20 protein-coding genes and 1 pseudogene are annotated in these 26527 nt (G+C 59.7%); 12 read left to right on the top strand and 9 right to left on the bottom strand.

What is annotated here, in order from left to right; all coding sequences use genetic code 11:
* Positions 1 to 58 precede the first annotated feature (58 nt).
* On the bottom strand, positions 59 to 8137 hold the full coding sequence (locus AC1DUP_RS04070) for a peroxidase family protein (protein WP_113312100.1): 8079 nt from the start codon (positions 8135 to 8137) through the stop codon (positions 59 to 61).
* 471 nt (positions 8138 to 8608) lie between these two features.
* Here AC1DUP_RS04070 and AC1DUP_RS04065 point away from each other — a divergent pair, with 471 nt between their 5' ends.
* Positions 8609 to 9859, top strand: coding sequence for an ATP-binding protein (locus AC1DUP_RS04065; protein WP_162805111.1), 1251 nt, complete (start codon positions 8609 to 8611; stop codon positions 9857 to 9859).
* On the opposite strand, the gene AC1DUP_RS04060 is transcribed toward AC1DUP_RS04065, so the two are convergent.
* Positions 9856 to 10515: a response regulator transcription factor gene (locus AC1DUP_RS04060; protein ID WP_113297288.1), complete on the bottom strand. Its 660-nt coding sequence runs from the start codon at positions 10513 to 10515 to the stop codon at positions 9856 to 9858. The genes AC1DUP_RS04065 and AC1DUP_RS04060 overlap by 4 nt on opposite strands.
* Positions 10516 to 10885: 370 nt before the next feature.
* Entirely contained in the window at positions 10886 to 11797 is a 912-nt protein-coding gene (locus AC1DUP_RS04055; protein WP_113297289.1) for a LysR family transcriptional regulator, read from the bottom strand.
* Positions 11798 to 11933: 136 nt separating this feature from the next.
* On the opposite strand from AC1DUP_RS04055, the gene AC1DUP_RS04050 reads away from it, so the two are divergent.
* The 5 genes from AC1DUP_RS04050 (at position 11934) to AC1DUP_RS04030 (ending at position 16563) form a co-directional block, all read left to right on the top strand.
* Positions 11934 to 12605, top strand: a complete 672-nt coding sequence (locus tag AC1DUP_RS04050; protein WP_113312098.1) for a glutathione S-transferase family protein — start codon at positions 11934 to 11936, stop codon at positions 12603 to 12605.
* Between the two features lie 135 nt (positions 12606 to 12740).
* Entirely contained in the window at positions 12741 to 13187 is a 447-nt protein-coding gene (locus tag AC1DUP_RS04045; protein ID WP_113312097.1) for a hypothetical protein, read from the top strand.
* A 183-nt stretch (positions 13188 to 13370) separates the two neighbouring features.
* On the top strand, positions 13371 to 13550 hold the full coding sequence (locus AC1DUP_RS04040; protein ID WP_113297292.1) for a hypothetical protein: 180 nt from the start codon (positions 13371 to 13373) through the stop codon (positions 13548 to 13550).
* Between the two features lie 1015 nt (positions 13551 to 14565).
* On the top strand, positions 14566 to 15171 hold the full coding sequence (locus tag AC1DUP_RS04035) for a L,D-transpeptidase (RefSeq protein WP_113312096.1): 606 nt from the start codon (positions 14566 to 14568) through the stop codon (positions 15169 to 15171).
* A 600-nt stretch (positions 15172 to 15771) separates the two neighbouring features.
* Entirely contained in the window at positions 15772 to 16563 is a 792-nt protein-coding gene (locus AC1DUP_RS04030; RefSeq protein ID WP_113312095.1) for an SDR family oxidoreductase, read from the top strand.
* Between the two features lie 262 nt (positions 16564 to 16825).
* Here AC1DUP_RS04030 and AC1DUP_RS04025 read toward each other — a convergent pair whose 3' ends face one another.
* The 3 genes and pseudogenes from AC1DUP_RS04025 to AC1DUP_RS04015 all read right to left on the bottom strand — a co-directional run bounded on the left by AC1DUP_RS04025 (position 16826) and on the right by AC1DUP_RS04015 (position 18325).
* On the bottom strand, positions 16826 to 17158 hold the full coding sequence (locus AC1DUP_RS04025) for a hypothetical protein (RefSeq protein WP_113312094.1): 333 nt from the start codon (positions 17156 to 17158) through the stop codon (positions 16826 to 16828).
* Positions 17159 to 17388: 230 nt separating this feature from the next.
* Positions 17389 to 17593: pseudogene (locus tag AC1DUP_RS04020) on the bottom strand (LysR family transcriptional regulator); the annotation flags it as partial.
* 270 nt (positions 17594 to 17863) lie between these two features.
* On the bottom strand, positions 17864 to 18325 hold the full coding sequence (locus tag AC1DUP_RS04015) for a nuclear transport factor 2 family protein (protein ID WP_113312093.1): 462 nt from the start codon (positions 18323 to 18325) through the stop codon (positions 17864 to 17866).
* 496 nt (positions 18326 to 18821) lie between these two features.
* Here AC1DUP_RS04015 and AC1DUP_RS04010 point away from each other — a divergent pair, with 496 nt between their 5' ends.
* The 5 genes from AC1DUP_RS04010 (at position 18822) to AC1DUP_RS03990 (ending at position 22396) form a co-directional block, all read left to right on the top strand.
* Positions 18822 to 19547 (top strand): SDR family oxidoreductase, encoded by a 726-nt coding sequence (locus AC1DUP_RS04010; RefSeq protein ID WP_113312091.1) that lies wholly within the window; start codon positions 18822 to 18824, stop codon positions 19545 to 19547.
* On the top strand, positions 19541 to 20011 hold the full coding sequence (locus AC1DUP_RS04005; RefSeq protein WP_113312090.1) for a RidA family protein: 471 nt from the start codon (positions 19541 to 19543) through the stop codon (positions 20009 to 20011). Before AC1DUP_RS04010 ends, AC1DUP_RS04005 begins: the two co-directional genes overlap by 7 nt.
* A 48-nt stretch (positions 20012 to 20059) precedes the next feature.
* A complete protein-coding gene (locus AC1DUP_RS04000) occupies positions 20060 to 21052 on the top strand; it encodes an enoyl-CoA hydratase/isomerase family protein (RefSeq protein ID WP_162748651.1) in 993 nt (330 codons plus the stop codon).
* Between the two features lie 142 nt (positions 21053 to 21194).
* Positions 21195 to 21743, top strand: a complete 549-nt coding sequence (locus AC1DUP_RS03995; protein ID WP_113297301.1) for a hypothetical protein — start codon at positions 21195 to 21197, stop codon at positions 21741 to 21743.
* A gap of 17 nt (positions 21744 to 21760) precedes the next feature.
* Positions 21761 to 22396, top strand: coding sequence for a cysteine hydrolase family protein (locus AC1DUP_RS03990; protein WP_113297302.1), 636 nt, complete (start codon positions 21761 to 21763; stop codon positions 22394 to 22396).
* 485 nt (positions 22397 to 22881) lie between these two features.
* Here AC1DUP_RS03990 and AC1DUP_RS03985 read toward each other — a convergent pair whose 3' ends face one another.
* The 3 genes from AC1DUP_RS03985 to AC1DUP_RS03975 are packed head-to-tail and all read right to left on the bottom strand — an operon-like array spanning position 22882 to position 25415.
* Complete coding sequence (locus AC1DUP_RS03985; protein ID WP_113312088.1) at positions 22882 to 23475, bottom strand: NADPH-dependent FMN reductase; 594 nt, start codon at positions 23473 to 23475, stop codon at positions 22882 to 22884.
* Between the two features lie 50 nt (positions 23476 to 23525).
* A complete protein-coding gene (locus AC1DUP_RS03980; RefSeq protein ID WP_113312087.1) occupies positions 23526 to 24554 on the bottom strand; it encodes a D-cysteine desulfhydrase family protein in 1029 nt (342 codons plus the stop codon).
* 60 nt (positions 24555 to 24614) lie between these two features.
* The gene (locus AC1DUP_RS03975) at positions 24615 to 25415 is read right to left on the bottom strand and encodes an SDR family NAD(P)-dependent oxidoreductase (protein WP_113312086.1); all 801 of its coding nucleotides are present in this window, start codon (positions 25413 to 25415) and stop codon (positions 24615 to 24617) included.
* 442 nt (positions 25416 to 25857) lie between these two features.
* On the opposite strand from AC1DUP_RS03975, the gene AC1DUP_RS03970 reads away from it, so the two are divergent.
* A complete protein-coding gene (locus AC1DUP_RS03970) occupies positions 25858 to 26526 on the top strand; it encodes a VOC family protein (RefSeq protein WP_113312085.1) in 669 nt (222 codons plus the stop codon).
* Position 26527 lies beyond the last annotated feature (1 nt).

Raw genomic sequence — 26527 nt, 5'->3', positions numbered from 1 at the left:
CTTGCTAATATTGGACTATGCGGCGTGCCGGAGAGGCCGGCACGCCGCATTTCGCGCTTTACAGGTTGAAGTCCGTAGTGGTGAGGTTGTGGTTCCCCTTGATGCTGAGGCGAAGTTCGGCGCTGCTGTCACCGTCGACGCTTCCCTGCACCACGGTGTAGTCGCCGTCGTCACGCGTCTCGTGCGTGACGATCAGTTGGGCAGCACCGCTGAGCGTGGAGCCCGCTATCAGCGTGAAGGCCTGATTGCCGGAGACGCCGTTGTTTGCGTCCGAGCCACTCAGGTCGATCTTGTCCCCCGGTTGGAAGCCGAGGATCGTATCGCCGTCGGCATCCTTTTCGGAGAGGAACACGAACTTGTCGTTTCCGGCCCCGCCGTCGATGACATTGACTGACGCATTGGCAGTGATTGTGTCGTTTCCGGAGCCCGTGACGACATTCTCGATGTTCCAGAGTGTATCGTTGCCCGATTGACTGCTGGATGCACTTCCTCTGCCCATGAAGCCGCTTCCGAGGTCGACCGTCAGGTTGGCGGTGATCGCCGCCATATCCAGCGTGTCGCTGCCGGCATCGCCATAGTAGACATCATCGCCGTCGCTGGCTTCGGCGATGAACATATCATTGCCGCTGCCACCATGGGCGGTGTCGTTGCCGGCACCAGTCTGGATCATGTCGTCGCCGGCATCGCCGAAGACTCGGTCTGCTCCAGCGTCGCCATAGAGCATGTCATTGCCGTCGCCGCCAAACAGGTCGTCATTTCCGGCACCCCCGAAGACCATGTCGTTTCCGGCTTCCCCGCTGAGGAGATCGTCACCGTCATCTCCGCGCATGATGTCGCTGCCGGCACCGCCGGTGGCCACGTCATTGCCGGCGAATGCGACGATCATTTCTCCGCTTGCCGTACCAAGAAGCACATCGGCGGCAGCAGTACCGACAATAGTGGTTCCCGTTGCTGTTTCGGGAGTCGGGGGTGCTGGCGGCGGCGTATCAACATCGTCATCGGCAGGGTCGTTGAATTGCGGCAGGCCGCCCTCACTCGTGAAGCGAATGCTGTGCTGGCTGCCTGTCATCGTCGTCACGCCGTTTGCATCGGTCGTGATCTCGTAATCATCGGCGGTCGTGCCCGCTGGCAGTTCGATAACATCCTGCGGCCGCAAGGTGCCGACAATCGTATCATTGCCGCCGTTCGAGCGGAACACGATGCGATGGGCCGAAGTCAGAGCCGAAATATCGATGGTATCATCACCGGCGTTGCCGTCGATGGTGATGGTGTTCAGCCGCAAACTCGTCCCGGCGAAGTTGCCGATCACCTCGAATGTGTCGCCGCCGGAAGAACCAGGTCCGGACGGATCGACCCCGTTGATCCGGATCTCCTCGATTTCGCGTAGCTCGGCGATGACCGAGGTGGCGAAATCGGTATTGGCTCCCCGCGTAATAACGATCTCGGTTGCGGCATTGAGGCTTGCGCCGTTATTGCCGGCGAGAGCATCCCATGCGGCGCGGGTATAGATACGGTAGGTCTCCGCAACGGCGCCATTGCCGGTTATCACGAACGTGTCTCCAGCCTGACCCTCCGTGCCGCCATTGACGATGTCACGGCCATCGGAATTGGCCAGTGATGCTGCCGTCGCATTGTTGGCATTCCAGTTGAAGGTGTCGTCACCGGCGTCGCCATTAACGACGTCGTTGCCAGTGCCACCGTTGACGATGTCGTTGCCTGCCCCGGCATTGACTGTATCGTTACCGCCGAGGGCGTTGATGGTGTCGGCACCGGCAGTGCCGTTATGTGTCTGGCCGGCTGCGCCGCCATTGATCACATTGCCGGCAGTCGCGAGCGTGAAGTCGGAGACATCGATGCCGGCATTGTTGACACCGTTGATCTGGATCGTGCCCTGGATCGCCGAGGCCGGTCCGTTCTCGCGGATGGTGATGATCGTATTGCCGCCGCTCGCGGATTCGAACACCCGGTTGGCAAAGTTCGCCGCCGTTACGCCCAATCCGCTGAGGTCGATGCGATCCTGGGTTGCCGGCGTACCGCCGGTGGCGTCGAAGCTGTTGACGATGTCGGCCCCGAAGCCGGTCGAATTGTAGATGATGGTGTTGACGCCGCCGCCTACGTCGATCGTGTCGTTGCCGGCACCACCGATGATGGTGTCGTTGTCGTCACCGCCATTGAGCGTGTCGTTGCCGTCGCCGCCGTCGAGCAGGTCACTGCCGGCGGCACCATTGAGCGTATCGTTGTTACCGCCACCGAAGAGCTGGTTGGCGGCACCATTGCCGTTGATCGTATTGGCGAGCGTGTTGCCGCGGCCAGTGACCGCCGCGCCAATGAGATTGAGGTATTCCACCTCCGCCCCCAGCGTGTAGTCGACGCTTGCGTCGACACGGTCCGTACCGCCGGCCGCCAGTTCCGTTACCACGTCGCCGACATCGTCGACGGCATAGATGTCGTCCCCGACACCGCCCAGCATGGTGTCAGCGCCGAGACCGCCGTTCAGTGTGTCATTCCCGCCAAGCCCCGTCAGCGTATCGGCGAGATCGCCGCCGGTAATGACGTTGTTGCCGTCGTTGCCGGTACCGACGAATTGGTCGGCGTCGACACCCGTGTAGGTCAGGTTTTCGACATTGGCGAAGGCCGCCATTGTATAAAGCGCTGCCGTCGTCGCGATCGTATCGGTTCCGCCGCCGGCGGCCTCAATGATCAGATCCTCGCCGGTATCGTCGATATAGGTGTCGTTGCCGGCGCCGCCGACCAACGTGTCGATATCGTCGCCGCCGTCGAGCGTGTCGTTGCCGATGCCACCGACCAGCAGATCCTCACCGAGCCCGCCATTGAGCGTATCATTGCCGTCATGGCCGAACAGCAGGTCGAAGCCGGTATTGCCGGTCAGGGTATCGTTAGCCGTCGTGCCTGCGAGCGCCGTGTTGACGCCGACCGCCGCTGTGCGCTCGCCGTTATCATCCGTGCTCAAGGCATAGTCGCCGGTGAGAACATAGCCTTCGAACGTGCTGCCGTTGAAGTTGATGAACTCCACCGCTTCGCCGGCTGTGTCGAAGTGATCGGTAACAGTAGCCTGCTGGCCGTTGAACTGGATCACCAGGTCGTCGTTGCCGCCCCCGGCGGTCACTTCGAACATGTTGAGCCCGGTCAGCGAGGCCGGCAGAGCCGGCGGCACGGTTCCTCCAACCGTGATGCGGTCGGTGCCGGCGGTTTCGTTGATGACGTCGATCCCGTCGCCGAGATTGATGACATAGGTGTCATTGCCGGCGCCGCCGTTCAGAGTCTCGGTGGCACTGGAGAAGGCGATCGACAGGTTTTCGATACCGACGAAGTCGCCGCTATTGTTCGTGCCGGCCACCACGAACCTGATTGCCGAATTGGCACCGAACGGTCCGTTCAAGGGCAAGTTGTTGATCGGTCCTGCGTTGGTCGCGCCGGTTATGGTCTGAATCGTCTGTGTGAAGTTGACGCCGTCGGCGGCAAAGAGAACCGTGACCGTTTCTCCCGCGTCGAAGCCGCTCTCATTATAGTCATAGCTGATGGTGGCGCTCGATGCACCCGACAGACTGAAGGATCGCGTGATCATCGCGGTGCCGTTGCCTGGATCATTGTCATCATCGCGCAGGCGCAACTCATTGGTGCCGTCGTCAATGCGGATCTGGCCTGCCGAAGCGCTATTCGTATTGCCGTTGTCTCCAGTCTCAACCCACGGCGTGGCCCATGCCGCAGTTCCGCTCGACCCATTCAGGACGGTGTTGTTGAAATTATCGGCATACGTGCCCGAGGTGCCGGCCGTGCTGGGGCCGCCGACGAGGATGTCGTTGCCATCGCCGCCGTTCAGGACGTCGTTGCCGCCGAGGCCCAGCATCAGGTCGTCACCGGTGGTGCCGTTGAGAACGTCGTTCCCTTCGGTGCCGACGATGATGCCGACGGTGCCATCGGTGAACTGCAAACGCTCGACGTTTCGCAGCCGGTCGGAGCCATCGAGGTTGAGCTCGGTAACGTCGGTGACGGTCACCTGCCCATCAGCAGTCGCACCAAACGTATAATCGGCCCGCGCGCCCTGGAACGCTGCAGTGTCGACATCACCGGCCGTCGTGTCGGTCCGGATGGTTCGCACGATCGCCAGCTGGCCAGGATTGATCGAGCCGTTGAACATCGCGGCTGCCAATGTCGTCATGCTATTGTGTAGCGCGATCGGCTCGCCCGTATGTTCCGTGTCGGCTGGCGCGAAGACACCGATCTGCACGTCGAGCCACTTGTCGCCATCGATGATGTCGTCGCCGGCAAGGCCCTTCATGGTGTCGCTGCCATCACCGCCGAGAATGATGTCGCCGGCACTGAATGCCGTGACGCCGGCGCCCAGAATATCCTGCAGGCCTCTGATAAGGGCGATGCCTTCAGCGTCGAGGGCGCTACCCTGATAGCCTTCGGTACCGCCCTGAAGAGCGGGGAGCCGCTCAGCCGCAAGAGTGTTCGTGCCGGTCAGGACGTCGCCGAACCTTGTCCCCGACAGACCCTCGACCGACTCGTACTCATCGAGTGCGGCATTCTGCGGCAGTGTCGGGGCCTCGTCGAAGACGATCGGGATCGATAGATCGGCGTTCACGAAGTTCGGGTTGTCCTTGTAGGTCGCCCAGTCAAAGCCGGACATGCCCACCATCTTGCCGCGGCCGGCGCTGCCGACGAAGATATCGTCGCCGCCTTCACCGATGAACTCGTCGAAGCCGCCATCACCTAGGAACACGTCATGGCCGTCGATCTCGTCATGCGAGAAGATTTCGTCGAAATTGTCGCCAGGCGCACCGTCGAACGTGCCTGTTTCGATCCAGTCATTGCCCTCGTTGCCGAGGATGCGTTCGGCATTCTTGTTACCGTAAATGAAGTCGTTGCCGGTACCGGCGAAGACTTCCGAGCCCATGTCCGTACCCAGGAAGATGAAGTCCTGGCCGTCATTACCCATCACCAGGTCGAGACCAGGCCCGGCGTGAACCACGTCGTTGCCCTTGCCGGCCTTGATATTGTCGTCGCCGCCGCTGTCGACGATGATGTCGTCGCCGTCGCCACCGTTGATGATGTCGTTGCCGAACCCGCCTTCCAGCCGGTCGTTGCCGCCGTCGCCGAACAGCGTGTCGTCACCGATACCCGCGATTATGGTGTCATTGGCTTCGGTGCCGCCCATGACCACATGGTCGCCGCCGGTATAACGCAGGTAGTTGGTGTCCGGGCCGACGGTCGCCGGATTGTTGCGGATGACAAGCTGCGTGAGGATGCCGTCGCCGAGCGGATCAGTGCTCTCCAGAGTACCGTCGCCATCGAGATCGTTGAACTGCCGGGCCTGGTTGACCTCGAGAATGAGACCGGGGGTCGAGAACACGTCAGACGGCAGATGGGTGGCATCGGTATTGCGCATGATCATGGCGGCGAAGGAGTTGTTCTCCATCTCACCGAACAGGTGCAGGCCATCGAGGCGCTGCAGATAGTAGAAGCGGTCACCGTTCTGCAGCTTTTCCATCTGCATTTCGAAGACGAAGTTGAAGGTCGAGCCGAGCATGCCGCCGAAGGGCATGATCGCTTCCGCCAAGCCGCCGATCCAGAGATCGACATTGTTGAGACCGCCAAGTGTGCCGCCGGCATAGGCTCCGGTCGCGTTGAGGAAATCGAGGCGATCTAGCGGGACTTCAAGTCCGCCGACCGACACGCCGGTTATGATGGTGAGCGCCGCGTTACGCTTGCCTTCAAGTGTCGTCTGGCCGTCAATCAGTGAATGTGTGCCGTAGGCCGCGACGAAGTTGATGATCGAGGCCTCATGCTTCAGATGGCCGGCGAAATCGACCCAGCTCTCGTAGGGCTTGAGCAAGACGTCCTGGTTGGTGGCGTTGTAGAACTGCGTGCGGGCCACGTTCAGTGATGGCACGCCGGTATCACGGCCACGCGCCAGGTTGATGGTCGCAAGATCGAGCGGCAGGCCGAGCAGGTTGTTGCGCAGCGCACTGGTGACAAACTCGTCGATCTCGTTACCGGGTTGGCGTGTCATGCCTCGGACGATGGCGCCGGCTGCGACATTGGCATCGGCGGTCGTTGTGCCGCCATTGTTTTCGAACTGCAGCGGATTGAGGAAGCCTTCGATCAGACCGATGTGGTCAGGGTTGAAGTTCGGATCGAAGCGATCGATCGATTCCGTCAGCATCGAGTGCCCGAAGCGGTAGACCACATGGGCGAACTCGGCGACGATCGAGGGATCGATCGTAACGTCGAACCCGTCCGGAACCAGGAATACGTTGATATTCGGCTGGATCTTACGGGCGAACTCTTCGAAAACGAGGTGCTGATACTGCATCTCGGTACCGAACTTGGCGGCCTGGAAGAGCCGCTCGCCGTCCCAGACAAGGCCTGCTCCGGTAGCGGGAACCGCAGCGACATCATCGATCAGCCATTCGTTCAGGAAGGCCACAGCCTCAGCCTGCGAAGAGCCGTCAGCCAGCATCGCAATGGCGTCCGCAAGCACCACCTCCTGGGTATGCTCGACCAGCCGGTTGTGTTCCGAATGGAACACATGGTGCACCGCCGTCAGGCCGATATTTTCGTTGGCACGGCCGTCGCCGGCGACATAATGCGCATCGAGCAACTCGTTGTCGTAGACACCAGGCTCGTTGCCGGGGTTTTCAAGACCGATCTCGATGTCGCCATCGGCCAGTCCGCCCGGCACGGCATTATGCGCGATGTCGGCCAGGAAGGCATGGCCTGTAAGGATAGCATTCGCCGGAACGAGGACGCCCAATCCACCATTGGCATTCGGGTCGCCTTCGACGAGGCCCGTAGCTGTTACCATCTGAGGATAGCCATTGGCGCCTCGGATGAATTCGCCATAGGGGTCGGTGGCCAGCAATGGAATATTACCGACATTGGCATCGAGAAGCTGGATGCCCAAGAAATCAGCAGCCTGCGCCTTGAGATCAGCCCAGGTCGCCATGCCGCCATTGCCGCCCTCGATGAGCTTGCCCGTCGAGACCGGCTCGCCGGCAGCGTTGAGCGTGTAGGCGCGGAGGAAGACCTGATGAGATGGATGAGACGTATAGGTCTGGTTCTGGTCGACGAACGAGGTCGTCGTGTTTACGGGACGATCGGTATTGTCGGCGGCTTCGTTAACTGCCGTTAGAGGGTCATCATTCATGATGCCGTCGGCGCCCGGGCCGGCAAGGGTAGCGCGGGTCAGCACCATGAAGTTGGTGTTGCTGCCCGGAACAAAAAGCGGATCGTCTTCCATCAGCGGAATGAATACGGTGCCGTTGCCGCCCTTGGCGACGAGGTCGAGACCGTGGTCGAAGAACTGGCCGAACAGGGTGAACCAGGAATTGAACGGTGCCGAGAGGCCTTCATCCGGCGCGGCATTGGTGATGACGACATTGACGCCATCGAGCTCGACGCCGTTGGCATCCAGCAACGCGACCAAAGCATCATCCTGGGCATCGAGAGCCGCCTGCGCGTCAGCGAGGTCCGCAGCAGTTGCTGCCGCGGCATCCTGTAGAGCTTGATTATTGGGGCTGGCAGATGCTGCTGCCTGGGCCTCGGCGTTCAGCCGCTCGGCTGTGCCGACAGCGTTGAACAATGGCTTGAGCGGCTCATAAGCGGCTGAGATCTGAGCGGTGACTGTCATCTGCTGCGCTGCGGGAACGATGCCGGCGCGCTGCAGAGCCGTCAGGATCGCGGAGGGATTTCCGAGCGTCTGATCAACGATCAGGTTTGAGATGGTGCGGACTGTGGGGTCGAAGACGTCGCCCGCGACGGACGGGCCGGGGCCATCGTTGTCGGCCGTCGGGTTGTATGAGACGGGCACCAAAGCGCCACCGGCCCCGGCGGGCACCATGATCGTCTTGAACTGAGTGCCAAGGGGTTCCGGGAACTCATTGTCGGCAGCACCCCATTCCGGATGCAGCGGATTATTGTAGGTACCGTCGACGGTGCGCAGGCCCCAGGAAAGGTTGTAGGTCGGGATAGACCCGCCGGGGCCGAACAACGGCTTTGCGACGTTGTTCGGATCGCCGGTCGATATGCCTTGCCGGAAGGCGGCGTCCGCTTCCGCGATTTTGATCTGTTTCAGGATGAAATCGAGATCCGATCGAATATAGGTGACCATTTTATTCCCCCCTTGGATTGTCCAGAAAACGGTATCGTTCCGGCAATGCTTTTCCCGTCCCTGCATTCGCAGGCATCGTCTGCTCTGCGGCAGATTTTCTACTGGGGTTCCGGAGATGAGATTGCGAAAGCCAATAGAAAATCTTCAGCATTGTCTGCGACGATCAGATAATGTCTTCAGGCAAGGCCAGGGGATAGTTCCAAAGGTCCGCTGACATTCACGGACTTTGGTCTTCGGGAGGTCGGGACTTTAGACCCGGAAATAAATGTGACTTACGTCCCTTTCAGGAAGAGCCCCGGCGGCGAGAAATCCGGCATACTAGGATACTGGCAAGGCATTGATTTAACGAAGCAATTCCTGATTGTGGCGGGGTTGATCATCTGTAGTTCGATGGCCATCCTTGGTGAGTGGCTGACAAGCCAGATTGCCGCAAATCAGCTGAGGAGCCGGGCCGAATCCGGAGCCCTCTACATGGAGGGTTTTCTGGCCCGTCACGTCGAGGGATCGGCAAGCAACCTCCAGGTCGCGGAATCCCGTCGCAAGGAATTGGACGATCTTTTGATCGGGACTGATCTTGCGCGACGAGTAGAAGGCTTCAGGATCTGGCGCAATGATGGGATGGTGATCTACAGCACCGATAAATCTCTTATCGGAAAAGCCTTCCCGTCGGCCGATATCAAGCGGGCTTTCACAGGTCGGGTTGTTGCGCAGCTCGAGACTGGTCACAATGACGGAGAAGGCGAGGAAGAGCCGACGACCGACCGTCCGCTCATTGAAATCTATGCACCCATCTATCGCTCGGGCACGCGCGAAATCATCGCTGTCGGAGAGCTTTATGAGGACGCAGCCGAATTCCTCGTTCAGCGAGGCCGGGTCCAACGTCAGACATGGGCAATCGTCGGCGCAACGACTTTGGCCATCATGGCCCTGCTGTTCCTCATTGTCCGGCGGGCGAGCAATATCATCGCCAATCAGAGGATGACGCTGAAGGCGCAGCTGACGGAGGCTCAGGCGCTCGCGGATCAGAATACCGAGCTTCGCAAGGTTGCCGACAGGGCGCGCATGGATGCGACGAAATCGAACGAGCAACTCCTGAACCGGATCGGTGCCGATCTGCACGACGGTCCCGTCCAACTGCTCAGCCTGTTGATCCTTAAACTGGGGAGGCCTTCAGATGCGCCCGTGCCGGCAAGGACGACCTTCGACAGCGCGGCCGACGTCACGGAGGCTGATCTTGCTCCCTCTCACATCGCGAGCCAGGTCCTGGCAGAGCTGCGAGAGCTTTCGACTGGGCTGGTCATGCCGGAGATCGAAAATATGCCGCTCGAAGCGGCTCTGCGCATGGCAGTCGATCAGCACGAATATGCGACGGGATCGAAAGTGACAGTGGCGTATGACCGCCTGCCCGAGCGTGTTGCCCACCCCTTGAAGATCTGTCTTTACCGTGTCGTGCAGGAGGGGCTCAACAATGCGTTCCGCCATGGCGGCGGCCGTGACCAGCGCGTTTCGGCGTCAGCAGATCAGCAAGCCATTACTGTCGTCATTGCCGACGATGGTCCTGGCCTCGGGGTGAACAATTCCCAAGCCCGTCACAGGCCGCTCGGGCTGCAGGGCATTCGAAACCGGGTTGAGGCTTTTGGCGGCAGCGTTGACATCCGCCGGGGTCCGCGCTCCGGAACGGAGCTTCAGGTCGTGGTGCCGATGGAGGGGAATGGTATCTAGTGGCGTTGGATCGGATCTGTGCCGCCCTCAAGCTTCTGAGCGGCGAGTAATACTTCCAGGCGGTTTCGTGCATTCAACTTCTGCATGAGGATAGTCATGTAGTTTTTGACGGTCTTCTCGCCGATCTGCAGGTCGGCTGCAATCTGCCGATTGGTGAAGCCCCGCAGCAGCATTCTGATGATCTGGCCCTCGCGGATGCTGAGCTTTACTTCCGTGCCGGTCATCTTTTTGAGGGAGGCTATCTTAAGCTCTTCGATGACCTTGCAGGCGAATGCAGGGGTGATGAACATGTCGCCGCGGTGGACGGTCGCGATGGCTTGAAGGAGTTCCTGTGCGCTGCTTCCTTTGAGGACATACCCGCTTGCGCCCGCGTTGAGGGCGCGCACGGCATAATCGCTGCCCGTCATTGCCGTGAAGACCAGGATCTTCGTTCGGATTTTTTCGACAAGCTTCGCGATCACGTCGAAAATGTTTCCCGGCATCATCAGGTCGACGACAAAGACGTCAGGTGCCAACCTCAGGCCAATGTCCAATATATCGTCCGCGCTCGATCCAGTTGCCGCAACAGAAAATGTGGGTTGCTTTCTAAGGATTTCAGTTAGGCCAGCGAGCATCAGCGGGTGGTCGTCAACTAGCGCTACCGAGATTGGACTCATGTTATACACCCTGCATAAAGTAAACGTATAATTGATATTCCGAAATTAATTTCATGTCCATCTAGCCATTTCTAAGTATTTCTGTCGATGCTGAGGTAAACCCAGAGGATGATCTCGGAAGAGCTACGACAAACTGGTCACGCGGCTGATTGAACTCTGAATTGAGGTTCAAACCGTATCACCGCGCTTATAGGCGGTAGGAGCCGGCGAGCCATCCATACTGACTGTAACCACAAGTACTGCCATGCGAGCCCTACCTTGTCGTTGCGCGCAGCGGAATGGTTACCAATGGCCGACTGGACGGACGACAAGGGCCTGTTCAGCGTCCTCCTGTGCAGGGGCAATCCAGAACCGTCCGCACTATGACGGGCTAGCCGTCGCCGACCTTTAATTCCGGCTCCTCGGCGCAAATCGCAGCGAGGAAATCGATGAATTGCCGCACTCGCGAGGGCATTCGCCGTCCGGCAGCGGTAACTGCGTTTATCGGAAAGGGCGGCGGCGCATGCTGGTCCAGAATTTGTACAACCTCGCCGGAGGCCAGCACATCCGTGAACAACCAGCTTGCGTGGTGGGCGATGCCGAGGCCCGCGAGGACCGCGCCGCGGATATGCTCGGCGTCGTTTGTGCGGAACGCTCCCCCACCGTCGACCGTGACCGGCCGGCCGTCTACGTGGAAACCCCACCCGATGATATCGCCCTGGTGGACATAGCTGATACGTTGGTGGGTGCGCAGTTCGACTAGCGTTTGCGGTGTGCCGTGTTGGGCAAGATAGCCGGCGGAGGCTAGGGTTATCATCCGCATGTCGCCGATGCGTCGCGCGACGAGTGCTGAATCCGAAAGCCGACCGATGCGGATCGCGACGTCTATTCCCTCCTCGATAAGGTCAACGTGCCGCCCGGAGACTTCCATCTCGATCGCGACGTCAGGGAAACTCGTCCTAAAATCCGCTAGTCGGGGAATAACGAACATCCTCCCGAATGCTGGCGAGAGGGTCACGCGGACCAGCCCCGAGGGGCGCGACTGCCCTTCAAGGACTCTCTCTTCGACGGAGTCGAGATCCTGAAGAATACGGACGGTGGCCTCATAATAGTCCTGTCCTGCAGGCGTCACGGCAAGGGCACGCGAACTTCTCGCGAGGAGTTGCGTCCCGAGCCGCGCTTCGAGCGCAGCGAGCTGCTTGCTGACCGTCGGTTGGCTGACGTTCAGATCTCGCGCTGCCTGCGAAAAGCTTCCGCTTTCGACGACGCGCACGAACATCCGCATCGCATCTAGCTTATCCATCACCTTTACTCCAAACAATTAAAGAATTCCAATTGGGAATAGATGGCATTCATAAAGCATGGATGCCATTCGTAAAAAGAATATGGGAATTAACGTTCGGCCGCCCTTTCACGGGCCGGAGCCGAAAGGAACAGTTATGACAATCAAGATCTATGGTGATGCGGGCTCGGGCAGCTTGCGTCGCGTGAACACCGCTGCGAAGATCATGGGCATTGAACTCGAACGCGTTACCGTTGACCTCTTCAAAGGCGAGAGCCAGACCGACGAGTTCAAATCCCGTCTCAATCCCCACGGTTTGACGCCGGTTCTGGAGGATGGAGACACCATTCTCTGGGAATCTTCTGCAATCAACTTGTATCTCGCCAACAAGGTGAATTCGCCGCTGGTCGGAACCACGCAGGAGGAGCGCTTTCAGGTCCTTCAGTGGATGTTCTGGTCGGGCGAGCAGTGGCGCACCTTCACCACCACGATCTTCGATGAGCGCGTGGGGAAGACGGTCATGGGTGTCGCGAAGGACGAGTCCCTCATCAAATTTGCTGAGGGTAAGATCCGCGCTGCAGCGAAAGTACTCAACCAGCATCTTGAAGGCCGTAAGTTCATGGTTGGCAATGCGTTGACCTTTGCCGATATCGATATCGCAGCTCCCTTCTCCCAGGCCGATCGTGCAAAGTTTCCGTTCAAGGAATATCCAAACCTCATCGCTTGGCACGACAATCTTCTCCAGTCGTTCCCAGCGTGGGCTGAGACGAAGGCTGAGGTTGACAACCGTATGGAAATCTTCCTGGCGAGCGTTGGCGTGAAACTATAATTTCTGACCCTCCTGTCTGGCCAGCGCGTATGAAGATGGTGCGCGCTGGCCGGAATCGCGACGATCTTTTCAATGGCGCGGTGGGCCGTCGCCAGGTTAGCCTAGGCTTCACGAAAGCAGGTGAATGGGTTTCACATGAAGTCGCGCAAGCCAAAGCGCCATACAGCGTTCGTTTCCAATAATGCGTTCACGCCGGACGCGATCGCGTCGGATGCTTCCTGGCTACCCGATATGGCTGATTGTGATGAACGGCCGGCTTCTGCAGAAGACTTTGTGCAGGCCTACCTCGCTGATCCCGGGGCATGGCATTGGTCGACGGATTTGCTTAATAACTCGAAGGAGGAGACCTTGAAGCGGGCTCTTGCCGTCATCGCCCGAGCCCGACTCCCAGATCATCAACAGGCGCTTGGCCAGCTCGGCGCCGGGCCGATCGAAGACATGATGTCCGAGATGCTTCTTGATAATCTGCGTGCCTGGATGCCATTTAGCGAACCGATGCGCTACGCGCTCCATTGCGTACGAATGAACGTCGAACCGCCCGCCCTGCAGCAGCGTTTAAGAGCGATGCTTGCCGTATGGTGATCGTGACTTTGTTGGGGTCGCTTACCGACCTAGCACTACCATGGATCTAACCAGCCGTACCCGAACCGAGCCTCCGCCCCATGACCTGGAGGAACTTTATCTCCCGGCCGGCGTCGAAATGCCTGAGAATGCCGCCGAACACTTCCTGCAGACAAGATCTAGGGCGGAGGATATCTGGGCGAAGTGGGCAGAGACGAACTTTATTTTCGCGACAAGGAGGCTGTCGCTAATACAGTGGATCATTATAAGAAGCTTACAATCGCCGCCGCCATCGGCCGCGTGCCCAGCGAAATAGTTTATTCCTTTGCCACCGAAGTCAGGGGCGTACAGCAGATCATCGAACAAACTGTTTCGGTAAGTTGATCGTCCAATACCCCGCCAGGGCCGAGCAGTTGACTATCGCTGCGCCGCCAAGCGCCCAGCGGGTGTTGGAGAATTGTTGGGAAGATCTCGTTATTTCATTGCCAGCTAATGTTCGCTTCGCTAGCCTGCGAAGTGGGAGGACTAAAATGCAGCACATCGATTCGATTTCAGCCGAGCCTGTCGTGGTGAAGAAGGTTTGGTGCATCTCCGACTTTTGCTTGAAGCACAGGCTGGACGAGAGGGAGCAAGCCAAGCTGACCGCGCTTTTTGGCGAGTTCGCGACGACAAGTGAGCTTGCGCACAATGTGACACGTAGGTCCAAATCTCGGTAGATAAGCTATTCATCTCCATTGTGCGTTCGGCACTACGAACGCGCACTTCGCCGCTCGCAGAATGCGAATAACAAAATGCTGGATATTCCCTTGCCCACGCTGTGAGGTGGCCGCGCTTTGACGGGAATCGAAGGGCTGCGCCGTATCCGGCGTTATTCGGAATCCCATTCGGCGGTCACATCTGCGCACTATGCCAAATTCGCAGAGTGCTTATCCGGTCAGCTATGATGACATAAACCGCAATGTAAGGCGTGCCTGCGGCGCTCTCGAAATCGTGCTCCCGGGCCATCGTCATCGATATCAGGGCGCGYATCCTCAAGCGCCTTCAAAACCTTTTCCCGAAATCAGGCGTCGTATGCCGCGCCCTCGTTGCTGTTTGCATTAAAAGAATTCGCACAGCATCCGACACTATCAAACCGATGCTCTCGAGAGCCGCTGCGGCGTATTCTTTAACATCTCTATTCGTGTCTGGACGAGTGCATTTGAAGCCATGGTCAATCTCCTTCGCAATTAACGCAATGCATCTGCATGACAAAATCCACGGCTAGCCGACTTTCATTCGGGGCTGACACTTTTTTACCTCGAAAACTCGGGAAGAACCGCGTTCGAGATGGAAAGGCGCGGACATAGTCCCGCCACAGAACTCGTCCTAATAACGCTTGTTTAACAAGCGGATGACGACCATGAGGCTATTTGCTATCCTGGCTGCGGCCCTCTTTCTGACCGCCGTCCAGTCTCATGCCCAGGTCTATGGGCCCTATGATGGTTACGACGAGTATGATGGCTACGGCTACGACAATCCGTATACCCCTTATCCACCAGAGCCCGAATACCAGCCGCTTCCCCGCTATCGCGACCCGCCGCCCAACCGAGCACCAATAACGAGATCAAGCGGAACTATAGTGATCGTGACGAGCGAGCACACCCTCTATTACTCGGCACCGTGGGGAGAGCAGTATGTCTACCCGATCGCCGTTGGTCGTGAAGGCAAACAATGGTTCGGTTCGACGCGAGTGGTCTCGAAGAAAGAACATCCGGAATGGCGCCCAACCGCGAGCATGCGTCAGAAGAACCCGAAGCTTCCAGCCGTAATGAGGCCCGGTCCCAACAACCCGCTCGGAACGCGAGCGATCTATCTGGCCGACGGCTTGCTGCGCATTCACGGTACCAATGACCCGTCTTCGATCGGAACAAATGCATCAAGCGGATGCTTTCGCATGTATCGTCAGGACGTGGAGGAGCTTTACGATATGGTAAAGCCGGGAACGAGGGTCATTGTTCATCGCTGATAGAACTCTGGCAGAACCGATCCACGATCACCAGATTCTGTAGGGAAGATCAGCAGAATGGATCGTACATGCGAGATGCCAAACCTAAGTCGTTGTCCAAAGCAAAGCTTGAAGCGCTGAAAGCTATTGCAAGTTATCGCCGACAGCGACGCGTTGGCAGAGGCTGGATCGTTGGCGATAAGCGCCTTTCGACGCCGCTGGTCGCGAGCCTGGAAGCCGACACCTTGGTGAGAGAGATTACCGTATCCGGCACTCCTGTTCTCGTGGTGACAGAGAGCGGAAGGCATCAGCTGACTTGAAGCACCCTATGTCGCCGACGCACCCACCCCCCTGCATCTCCACCGGTAATCGGCAGGACCTGGATCGTCCCAAAGTCGTCGATCCCAGAACTTGAGCGTCAGCGGTGGTGTGAGGCTCAAGTCGACAACTGAAGCGAAGTGGCTCGCACGGCAGAGGGATAACTGCCTTGAATAAAATCGAACCACAATGGCGATGTTGTGAACCGTGGCGTAGTTAAACGACCGGCGTCTGGTAACCGAGGTGTTGCGACATTGATCGGCAGTTCATACGTTCGGAGATCCAACCCAACAGGAGCACGCAATGCAGATCGATCTCACAGGCAGGACTGCGCTGATTACCGGATCTACAGAAGGCATTGGCTACGCGATAGCCCGCCAGCTCGCAAGCGCAGGCGCGGACGTGGTGCTCAATGGCCGGTCCGATGAGAAAACAGCGAAGGCCGCCGAACGCCTGAAGGGTGAAGGTGTCAAGGGCAGCGTCGACGCCGTCGCGGCCGATCTCGCGACCGCTGCAGGGTGTGGCGCTCTCGTCGCGAGGATTCCGCATGTGGACATCCTGATCAACAATGCGGGCATCTTCCAGCCGATCGACTTCTTCGAGGCTGACGACGAAGTTTGGGATCGCCACTGGCAGGTCAATGTGATGTCTGCCGTCAGGCTCTCCCGTGCCTATCTTCCGGGCATGCAAAAATCGAATTGGGGACGGGTTATCTTCATCGCCTCGGAGTCTGGCTTCAACATTCCTGTCGAGATGATCCACTATGGCGTCAGCAAGACGGCCGACATTGCAGTTGCCCGTGGCCTTGCCAAGCGGATGGCGGGCACGGGCGTCACGGTGAATTCCGTTCTGCCTGGCCCCACGCTGTCCGAGGGCGTGGAGGCTATGCTCGCCGAGGAACGTGCAAAGACCGGGAAGCCGATCGAGGAAATCGCCGCTGCGTTCGTCAAGCAGCATCGCGGCAGCTCGATCATTCAGCGAGCTGCGAGCGTCGAGGAGATCGCAAACCTCGTAACCTATCTGGCATCGCCTTTCGCGTCTGCCACCACTGGGGCTTCCGTTCGCGTCGACGGTGGCGTGATCGACACGCTCTGACGACAGCCCCGGTAATCCGCCTCTGCGCACGAGTTTCGGGAACCGGGACAAGCAGCGGACGCGCGCAGGCGACGCAGCCTGGTGGTTGCGTGGCCTGCGAACTTGAAGCGCGCCGATCAGCCCGCGTTCCGGCGCGGAGAATTTCGGCTGCTTCGACGTCCCGCCGGGTGGGCTTGACCAGACCGTGCGCTGGGACGGAGCCTGAGACATCTTGTATGCCGCCGCTTCCCATGTTGCGAAGAACTGTAGCTGTCGGGTTGCGCTATCTTTGCCCAATTGGGAATAACAACAGCACCATTGCGATCAAACCCAGTCCCGCGCCGACCATCTGTGAGGGAGCGAGCCGCTCGTCAAAAACAAAATATGCAATCACGTTGATGAGCAGCAGCTGAGAAACGGCGGAAACCGATATCGCAAGCCCCATTCCACCCTCTCTCATCAGCCGCACCATGATGAGATTACCCACACAATAAAGCGCGAGTGACAGGACCAGCACAAAAATGCTGTTGGTCGCAATATAGGTACGTGAAGCGGTCGCTGCGCCCAGGAATGTTGCCATTGCACCGGCGAGCCAAAGCAGAAATTCTATTCTCATAAGTGACCTTCGTTCGTCTTTCCGCAAGCTGCATACAGCTGTCGGCCAAGGATCGCCAGCAAGTAGGTTGCCGGCGTTGGGACCGCAGGGGGCGGGTGCCATGGTGCTGGGCGTCCGATGATAGAGAGCATCCGGATCATTTGTAGAGGAATGGCAGGCCGCACGGCCGTCGCAGCCGTGTCTGAAGGCATCATCGATCGCGAAGCGGCACCGCACGACTGCGCCGCGCTTCCGATCATGGCCGGATAAACGGTGCCGATCGCAATCTTCCGTTCCGTCTTACCGGCCACCGACCTGGTGATCTCTCGAGAGATCGACCTCGCTGGGGATTCTGACTGTTCGCTCGTAGAAGGACACCCCTGCCCGCGTCAGCTCCACCCGCCTGGTCGAGCGGATGAAGATCTGCAGCACGAGCTCATGCTCCAAAGCAAGCACCCGCCGCCGACACAGCCGCAGCTCGACCACCTGTGCGGTCCGAATGGCGCGTTCCTGACTGGCAACCCGCACACGGTTGCGGCAACGATTTTGCATGGCTTCAGGACGTTGGGCCGGTGTTCTCGCCTCACCCTCCAGATAAGCACCGCCGCTTTGCAGACAGAGGCGATGCGCCGTTCGATCGAGGCGCTTGCACCGGTCGCTCCTCTCGTTCGCGGAGTTCATCTTGACCAGAGCAGTCGAGGGTGCCGACATCGAGCGGCTAGGCACTTATCCGAAGATCAGTCTCTGATAATCGGCCAGCATCTTCGGATCCTCGATTGACCCGTGGTGGTGAAGCTGTCGCCAGGCCCGGTTCCTGCGCACGAACCACCGGGTCGTCCGAAAGGCGACGTCGAGCGTATCACGCTCCGTCCTGCACGTCCCACGTTCGCGGCCGACGAAGAGATGCCAGTCGTCGCCACCCTGACTCGTGAAGTCGTGGAAGGTCACGTGGACTTTTGCCTGCCCTTCGAAAAGCTTCGAGTAACCTTCGGCGATCTCGTCCCACCCGCGGCGGATGCCACCGATGGGGTTGTCCATGCTGGGCTCCGAACCTCCGAGCCAAGCGGCCTCCAGCCCCGCGAGATCGCCCGCGTTAAAGGCCCGGTAGAATTCGATCAACGCATCAAGGGCGGTTCCGTCACCCCGCTCGATCTCGTCACCGTCGATCTCCATGAGATGCCAATTCATCGGATACTCCTCTGGTACTCAAAGTAGCGCAAGATGCGCGAAGAAGTTCAGGTTGATGGGCGCCTTCCGTCGCGGCTCGGACGTCCCCGAAGCCTTGCTGAGCCCTTCGACCTTCAACAGAGCACTTGGCAGCTCCGGCCATAGACGCCCGGATGATGGGAAGCTCGATTCCAAAAAGGTCGATGATGCGGCGATCCGGCCAGCGGGTCATGTGAACTCCATTCATTCGTGGTGCAGCGACTATTAGCTCCGGCGATCGCCCATTCTATTGGACTTTGGTGTGCTGACGAAGGGACCCGATCCGAAGGTATCAGAGACACCTTGGTACAATATCCTGGCTCGATTTTCGGCGCGATGGTCTTGGCAGAGCGAAGGACGGCGCGACCGTCCGGCAAGCTCCCGGCTCATCGCCGGATCAACGCATCACTCGAAAACCAAGCGACCGCCCTCCACGTGGCGGGCGAAGGTTTTCCGCGTCGCCAGAACGGAGGCAGGCATGAGCGTGCACAAGACTGTGGTGATTACTGGGGCTTCGCAGGGCATCGGAGCCGGCCTGGTCAAGACATTTCTGGACAAGGGCTGGAACGTCGTCGGCACGTCCCGAAACATCAGCGAGACGACCCTGTTCGACCGCGCCGGCCGACTGGAATTGATCAGCGGCGACGTCGCGGATCCCGAAACCGCCGAGCGGGTTGCGAATGCGGCGGTCGAGCAATTCGGCTCCATCGACGCACTCGTCAACAATGCCGGGGTGTTCTTCACAAAGCCGTTTCTCGAATACACCATCGAAGACTTCCGCCGCTTGTCGGCCACGAACGTCGAGGGGTTCATTCACTTCACGCAGCGCGCCATCAGGCAGATGCTGCGCCAGAGGTCCGGCGGAAGCGTCGTCACCCTCACGTCGTCGCTGACCGACCACCCGATCGCCGGCGTGACTGCGTCCCTGCCGATGATCACCAAGGGCGGCCTCAACGCCATCACCAAAAGCCTGGCGCTTGAATTCGCCAAGGACAATATCCGCGTGAACGCAATTTCGCCGGGCGTCGTCGACACGCCCTTGCACGCGAAAAACCCCAGGGACTTTCTCGAGTCCCTGTCGCCGATGGGCACAATCACCGCTGTCCAGGAGATCGTCGATGGCGTCGTCTATCTCACGGAATCCGCCAACATCACCGGGGAGGTGCTGCACGTCGACAATGGCGCACATCTCGGCAAATGGTAGTCGCGAGCGCGGAAGCGCGCGTAAGGGAACTCGCTCTGGTCATCCCGGCTGCGCCCACCCCGTTCGGCGCCTACGTCGAGGCGGTGCGGGTCGGGTCGTTGCTCTTCCTGAGCGGCATGCTTCCAGTGGTCGGGCACGTCCCTCTCTACACAGGGTTGGTAGGCAAGGACCTCTCGGTCGCACAGGGCTATGAGGCCGCCAGAACCGCCTGTCTGAGCGGTCTTGCCGCTGCGCGGTCTCATCTGGGCTCGCTGGACAGGATCCGGTCAATTGCCAAGCTCGGCGTCTACATCGCCTGCCCGTCCGATTTCCACGAGCATCCCAAGGTTGCCGACGGGGCGTCGGAGCTGCTGCTCGATATATTCGGCGCCGCCAGGCTCCCACCACGCATCGTGCTTGGCGTTTCCAGCATACCGCTTGGAATGCCCGTCGAGATCGAACTCGTCTGCGAGATCGAATCCTGATGCTTCGTAACGAAGCGTCTTCGCTCCCAACCCAAAATGGAGGCAGTCATGAAAGTCAGACCACCAACCGCAACAAGCACCCTCGCTTTGTCATCGACGTTTCTCACCGCTGCGGCCCTGCTGCTGCTTCCGGTGCTCGCCCTTTCCGGTCAGACAAAGGTCGCCGAGAATGTCGATCATGCGTCGGACGTCAAGGCCGAGCCCGGCCAGGAGCAGGCGCAACAGATAAAGGTCGAGAAGCGGACGCCCGCCTATTGGCGCGTCACATTCGACAACCCGCCCTTCAACATCTTCGGACCGGAAACGATCCCGCAGATGGAAAAAGTAGTCTCTCAAATCGAAACCGATCCCGATCTCAGGGTCGTCGTCTTTGACAGCGCGGTTCCAGGCTTCTTCCTAACCCACTACAATTTTACGCCTCCGCTGGCCGATTCCACCAGCCTCCCCTCGGGACCTACCGGGCTTCATCCCCTCCCCGATATGCTGGTGCGCATCAGCAAATCCCCCGTGGTGTCGATCGCGCTGATCCGCGGGCGTGCGACAGGGGTCGGCAGCGAACTTGCTCTTGCCAGCGACATGCGATTTGCCAGCCGTCAGAAAGCGATCCTATCGCAATGGGAGGTCGGCGCAGGGCTCGTCCCAGGCGGCGGCCCGATGGCGCGGCTTCCGCGGCTGATGGGACGCGGCCGCGCCCTCGAAGTGCTTCTCGGCTCCGACGACATCAACGGCGATCTTGCGGAGGAATACGGCTACGTCAACCGGTCGTTCGACGACGACAAGCTCGATCCGTTCGTCGACGCCCTGGCAACCCGAATCTCCGGTTTCGACCGCCAGGCGATCGCCGATACGAAACGGCTGGTCGACTTCGCAAGCCTTCCGAGCAATCCTGAGATTGGGGCCGGCTGGGATGCTTTCATTACGTCTGTCCAGCGCCCGGTGGCCCAGAAAAAGATCGGAAGGCTGATGGAGATGGGCCTGCAGAAGGATTCTGACATCGAAACCCGTCTTGGGCATTACACGCAGTCCCTGGCCGAGAACTAGGTCGGAGCGGTGCCCGCGCAGTGACACGGCAGGTCGCGCGGGCGCCAACGTTGAGCCGCCCGCGCAGAGGCCCCGTATCGTTCACTGTTCGGAATCCCGGTAAACTCGCCTTCAGCTACCAGATCAATCATGGAGACGTCATATGCACAGCATCGAAAACCAGATCGTCGACTCTTCCTTTTCGGCGATCATCAACGCACCTATCGAGATGGTCGACATTCCGGAATGGTGCTTCACCCTGTCGGAAAAGGAATACCAGGGCTGCTCGCCCGCACACATCGCCGCTGGCTTCACGACCGCGCCAGACGGTACCCGGATGTCGATCAACGTCGAGACGATCGGCGGAAGCCTGATGGTCCAGCACTACGTGGAGACTTTGGGCGAAAAAGATCATCTGATTTTAGACTCCGACTCCGATGTCTTCACGCCGAACGGCCGGGTGACCATCCATGTCACCTGGGAGCTGAGCGTGAAGAAGATCGACGCTGCCCGCTGCGAATTCACGAACCGCGTAAGATCGTACGCGACGGAGGAAATGATGGCTTTCCTCGACCGCCAGGGCATCCCTTTCGAACTCTTTCGCACGCAGCGACAGCCGATGTCCATCGCCCACAACAAGGGCGAGACCCCGCTATTTGCTGCGAGCATCGAGCGCGCGGCACTGCATAACACATCCACAAAGGTCGCTTGACCGTCGAGGAGACTTCCATGACACAACTGTCCTTCGACCGCAGCAACACGGGATTGCTTGTGGTCGACCCCTACAATGATTTCATCTCCGAGGGCGGCAAGATCTGGCCCCGGATCAAGGAGGTCGCGGAGGCGAACAATTGCGTTCCGCACATGCTGGAGGTGCTGACCGCTGCACGGGACGCCAAGCTACGGGTCTTCTTTGCGATGCATCACCGCTATCGGGAGGGCGACTACGAAAACTGGAAGTTCGTGGCCCCTATTCAGCGTGCGGCCTGGCACCGCAAGAGTTTCGAATTCGGGACCTGGGGCGGTGAATTTCGCGCCGAATTCGTCCCCCTGGCGGGTGAGGTCGTCGCCTCCGAGCACTGGTGCTCCAGCGGTTTCGCCAACACCGATCTCGATCTCCAACTGAAGCGGCACGGCATCCAGCGGGTCATCGTGATCGGGCTTGTCGCACACACCTGCATTGAGGCCACAGTCCGCTACGCGGCGGAGCTTGGCTACGATGTAACGGTCGTGAAGGACGCGGTTGCGGACTACTCGCCGGAAATGATGCATGCCGCGCTGGAGATCAATCTCCCGAGCTATGCCAGCGCTATCGTCGACGCCAAGGAGACGATCGCAGCGATCGCCCTCACCCACGCGCCATAAGTCGCGTCGAACCCGTCAGCCAAATCCGGCGCGCTCTTATGAGGTCGCCGGATTTTGCGCGAGCGGAGATCTATTGATTTTCGAGCGCCGGGGTTGGCCTGCCCTCAGGGGCCGCTGCGCCTTTGGAAACGGCCAAGGCGTTTGAACGCCTCGCTTCGTACCGGCGGCAGACGTTAGGTCCGCAACACAAAAGAGCGTCTATTGTTGGAACGTCAGCGACCATCGCCGTGCATGTCGATGCCGACGACATTCCCGCCGCCTCAGATCTCCCGGGCAGTTCGAATGTACCGCCCGGCCTTCTTCGGACGCGTTCGCAACCTGGGTCGAGGCGTCGCGGCGGTGGAACGGCAGGCTATCATGCCACGTCGCTCCGTGATCGACCTCTTGCCCCGAGCCGCTCAAAAGCATGAGTATCTGTGGCCCCGGCAACGAAAGACGTCGCGGAGGCGATCATCGCTTCCACGACGCACATCCATCAGCAGCAATCAGATTTCGGCAGCCTTGGCGGCCATCGTGGCTTTTGCCCACCAGACGAGTTCGTCGAGCGCAGTCTTTGCCGACGGCAGAAGATTCGCTTCGATCTCCTCGATCGGTTTGTTGCCGCCCATCGAAAATACGGCGAAGAAATCGCTGCCGCCAATGTGGACGGCCGCATGGGTCGAGACCATCTGCAGCTCTACGCCGATCCCGCGCAGATGTTCGAGCGCGCGCGATCCGCCGGCGCTCCCGTAGGCGATGGCGGTGAACGGCTTACGGCTCCATTCCGTGTGGGACTGGTCGAGGGCGTTCTTCAGCACCCCGGTGATCGAGCGATTGTATTCCGCGACGACGAAGATGTAGCCGTCGTAGCGGCCGACCGTCTTTTGCCAACGAACCGCTTCCGCGTTCTGGCTCGGCGCATATGCGTTCGACGCCACTTCGTCGAAGAAAGGCAGGGGATGGTCGCGCAGATCGACCACCTCGACGTCCATATCACCGCGCGCCTGCACCTGTTTCAGTATCCACTGCGCCGGCTTGTCAGCGAAACGAGTGGGCCGCGTGGAGCCGATGATAACCGCGATTTTTGGTTTTAAAGCCATAATATTCCTCACTTTTGTTGAGTTGATTTCGATGATCTCAGAAATGGCGATCAGTTGCCGTTCAGGGCATCCGCGTATGCAAAGAGCCCTGGGGAACCTCCAGTCATCACGAACAGGACGTTCGATCCCGGCGCGATAACGCCGTCTTCGATGTCGCAAAGCAGACCGGCGAACGCCTTGCCCCCGTAGACAGGATCGAGAAGCAGACCCTCCGACCTGCCGACGATCCTGACCGCCTCGACCATGGCGGCGGTCGGAATGCCGTAGCCGCCACCAAGCTGCATGCCGCTTATGTGCAGATCTTCCGGCTTGATGCGGTCTTTCTTCGAGAGAAGCTCGAGGACGGCGTTGACCTTGTCGGCTGTTGCAATGACGCAGGCGTCTTCCGCCGATAGGACAGTGTGCGCCCTTATCCGGGAAGGATCTCGACCGGCCACCACCGCTCCAGCCACGAGGCCGGCATGCATGCCGCCGCTGCCATTTGGAATAACGATCTGGTCGAAGGCGATGCCCATTTCAGCCGATTGCGCCGCGATCTCGAAGGCGCAGTCGATGTATCCCATGGCGCCCACCGGCGTCGAACCGCCGAGTGTGGCGACGAAGGCCTTTCTCCCCGATGCGGCGATCTCGGACGCCCGGCGGGCGACGAACCCACCGGCATCGTCTCCCGCTTCCAAGATATGAACGCGCGCACCGAACAGTCGGTCCAGCACAACGTTGCCATTGGCCCGGTAGATCTCGCTATGCCGCGGTACCATCTGAGAAAGAACGACTTCGCATGCCAGCCCGGTTCTGGCGCAGGCGGCGGCGGCCAATCGAGCGAAATTCGACTGCACTCCGCCGGTCACGACCACGGTGTCGCAACCTTCCGCTGTCGCCTGCCCCAGAAGAAACTCAAGCTTTCGGAGCTTGTTGCCCCCGCCTCCTAGTTCCATGAGATCGTCTCTCTTCGCCCAGATAGAGACGCCTTTTTGCTGAGCAGGCAGCACCTGCTCCAGTCGGGCCAGCCGCTGGATCGGGGTTGCCCCCTCAATGAGGCGCACGCGGGGGAATTGGCTTAGTAGAGCGGGATCGAGCATTTTGGCTCCATACGAGTCGTCGTTTTCGTGACGTAGGCATCCACCTGCGTTGTCACCATTTCAGCGCCGGGTCTGATATCGCGCAGCCGGAACATCGCGTGAGAGGTTGGGCATCAGCTTCTGGCGAGCAGCTTCATAGGCGTTCCAGTCCCCAATGTCGGGCATCGATGGAAGGGTGATCAGCTCGCCCATGTCGAGACCGGCAAGCGCTGCATCGACGGCGTCTTCTGCCTTCATGACGATCTGGTCGGGTAGCCTGTCCAACGAGCCCCCGGAAGCCTCCCAGAACGGGGTGTCGACGGCGCCTGGAAGGACTGCCTGGATCCGGATGTTCTTTTCGGCCAGTTCCTTCTGCAAAGAGAAGGTCAGGGCGATGACGAAGGCCTTCGTCGCTCCGTAGACCCCGTTGAGGATTTCGGGCGCGATGCCCAAAGCGGAGGCCATGTTGACGATTGTCCCGTGCTCGCGCGCGACGAAGGACGGCGCGACCGCATAGACCAGTCGGGTAAGTGCGGTCACATTGAGCCTGATCATTCGCTCCATGTCCTCCACGTCAGACATGAGCAATGGCGCGACGGCGCCGACCCCAGCGTTGTTGACCAGCATCGTGATCGACGGGTCGCTCCGAAGGATTGCTTCGATCTTCAGAAGGTCGTCCCGCTCACCGAGATCCGCACGGACTGTGGTCACCGTCCGGCCCGTTGCCTGCACGATGTCCTCTCTAATCCTTGCGAGCGCGTCCTGACCTCGCGCCACGAGTATGAGGTCGTAACCGCGTCGCGCCAGCCTGTCGGCATAGAGCGCCCCGATGCCCGACGACGCGCCCGTGATAAGCGCAGTGCCTCTTGGAAAATTCGTCATCGTGCTTCTCCTTGCTTGAGGTGTGTCCGGGCAGGCGTCAGCGTAACGTCCTGAAAGCTGCACGCAGTTCGGAGAACTCGGCGGCGAAGCTCGTCGAGTTCTTTCTGCTGGATCGAGCACCTGAACGGCCGGATGGCATCACTGCCGGACGCTGGAAAAGCGGGTCTTTGGAGAATGCCAAGTGCAGCCGCCGCGGCCCCGGTTTCGACCTCTGCTGACACGACGCCCTCCCTTGGATCGATATGGTTGGAATGCGTCATAGAAATCGTCCGATAAGGGCGCCGATGATATTGTGCGAAGGTATCGGCGATACCTAAGGATCGGTCGACAATCGGTCCGTGACGTCCGACACCTTCGCATAATGGACAGCCACGCAGGGGTCAGCGCATCGTCGCCGCGTAGCGGGAATGCCGCGGACAAAATCCAATCGAGGAAGATCGAAATGGCCATCCATGAACAATACGAACCGAAGTCCACTCGTACTGGCGACGTCGACATGAAGCTCGAGGTCATCGTCATTCCCGTGTCCGACGTCGATCGCGCCAAGTCGTTCTACACCGGCCTCGGCTGGCGGCTCGACGCCGACGTGTCCGGGAAAGACGGCTTCCGGGTTGTCCAGGTCACGCCACCCGGCTCTCCCTGCTCCGTCATCTTCGGCGCGAACGTGACGACCGCCGCGCCAGGTTCTGCGCAAGGGCTGCATCTCATCGTCTCCGACATCGAGATGGCGCACGCGGCGCTCGCCGCACGCGGTGCCGAAATGAGCGGCGTCTTCCACGATGCCGGCGGCGTGTTCCACCACAAGGGCGCCGACCAGCGCCTGCCCGGTCCACATCCTTCGCGTTCGAGCTATGGCTCATTCGCGTCCTTTTCCGATCCCGACGGGAACGGCTGGCTGTTCCAGGAGGTCACGTCCAGACTTCCTGGTCGGATAGATGCACAAAGGGCGGCGTTCACCTCTGCCAGCGATCTTGCGAGCGCCCTGCGAAGGGCCGCGGACGCCCATGGCGAGCATGAGAAGCGTGAAGGTGGAAAGCATGATGACAACTGGCCCGACTGGTACGCCGACTACCTGTTCAAGGAGCAGGCGGGCGCGAAACTGCCGACTTGAA

The organism is Rhizobium sp. 01L419 (genome assembly GCF_056400025.1).
The sequence above is the reverse complement of the archived record's forward strand: the minus strand, read 5'-3'. Positions and strand labels throughout refer to the sequence as shown.

Coding starts and splice junctions, on each gene's coding strand:
- AC1DUP_RS04070 (WP_113312100.1), bottom strand. CDS start 8,137: ATGGTCACCTATATTCGATCGGATCTCGATTTCATCCTGAAACAGATC.
- AC1DUP_RS04065 (WP_162805111.1), top strand. CDS start 8,609: ATGGAGGGTTTTCTGGCCCGTCACGTCGAGGGATCGGCAAGCAACCTC.
- AC1DUP_RS04060 (WP_113297288.1), bottom strand. CDS start 10,515: ATGAGTCCAATCTCGGTAGCGCTAGTTGACGACCACCCGCTGATGCTC.
- AC1DUP_RS04055 (WP_113297289.1), bottom strand. CDS start 11,797: ATGGATAAGCTAGATGCGATGCGGATGTTCGTGCGCGTCGTCGAAAGC.
- AC1DUP_RS04050 (WP_113312098.1), top strand. CDS start 11,934: ATGACAATCAAGATCTATGGTGATGCGGGCTCGGGCAGCTTGCGTCGC.
- AC1DUP_RS04045 (WP_113312097.1), top strand. CDS start 12,741: ATGAAGTCGCGCAAGCCAAAGCGCCATACAGCGTTCGTTTCCAATAAT.
- AC1DUP_RS04035 (WP_113312096.1), top strand. CDS start 14,566: ATGAGGCTATTTGCTATCCTGGCTGCGGCCCTCTTTCTGACCGCCGTC.
- AC1DUP_RS04030 (WP_113312095.1), top strand. CDS start 15,772: ATGCAGATCGATCTCACAGGCAGGACTGCGCTGATTACCGGATCTACA.
- AC1DUP_RS04025 (WP_113312094.1), bottom strand. CDS start 17,158: ATGAGAATAGAATTTCTGCTTTGGCTCGCCGGTGCAATGGCAACATTC.
- AC1DUP_RS04015 (WP_113312093.1), bottom strand. CDS start 18,325: ATGAATTGGCATCTCATGGAGATCGACGGTGACGAGATCGAGCGGGGT.
- AC1DUP_RS04010 (WP_113312091.1), top strand. CDS start 18,822: ATGAGCGTGCACAAGACTGTGGTGATTACTGGGGCTTCGCAGGGCATC.
- AC1DUP_RS04005 (WP_113312090.1), top strand. CDS start 19,541: ATGGTAGTCGCGAGCGCGGAAGCGCGCGTAAGGGAACTCGCTCTGGTC.
- AC1DUP_RS04000 (WP_162748651.1), top strand. CDS start 20,060: ATGAAAGTCAGACCACCAACCGCAACAAGCACCCTCGCTTTGTCATCG.
- AC1DUP_RS03995 (WP_113297301.1), top strand. CDS start 21,195: ATGCACAGCATCGAAAACCAGATCGTCGACTCTTCCTTTTCGGCGATC.
- AC1DUP_RS03990 (WP_113297302.1), top strand. CDS start 21,761: ATGACACAACTGTCCTTCGACCGCAGCAACACGGGATTGCTTGTGGTC.
- AC1DUP_RS03985 (WP_113312088.1), bottom strand. CDS start 23,475: ATGGCTTTAAAACCAAAAATCGCGGTTATCATCGGCTCCACGCGGCCC.
- AC1DUP_RS03980 (WP_113312087.1), bottom strand. CDS start 24,554: ATGCTCGATCCCGCTCTACTAAGCCAATTCCCCCGCGTGCGCCTCATT.
- AC1DUP_RS03975 (WP_113312086.1), bottom strand. CDS start 25,415: ATGACGAATTTTCCAAGAGGCACTGCGCTTATCACGGGCGCGTCGTCG.
- AC1DUP_RS03970 (WP_113312085.1), top strand. CDS start 25,858: ATGGCCATCCATGAACAATACGAACCGAAGTCCACTCGTACTGGCGAC.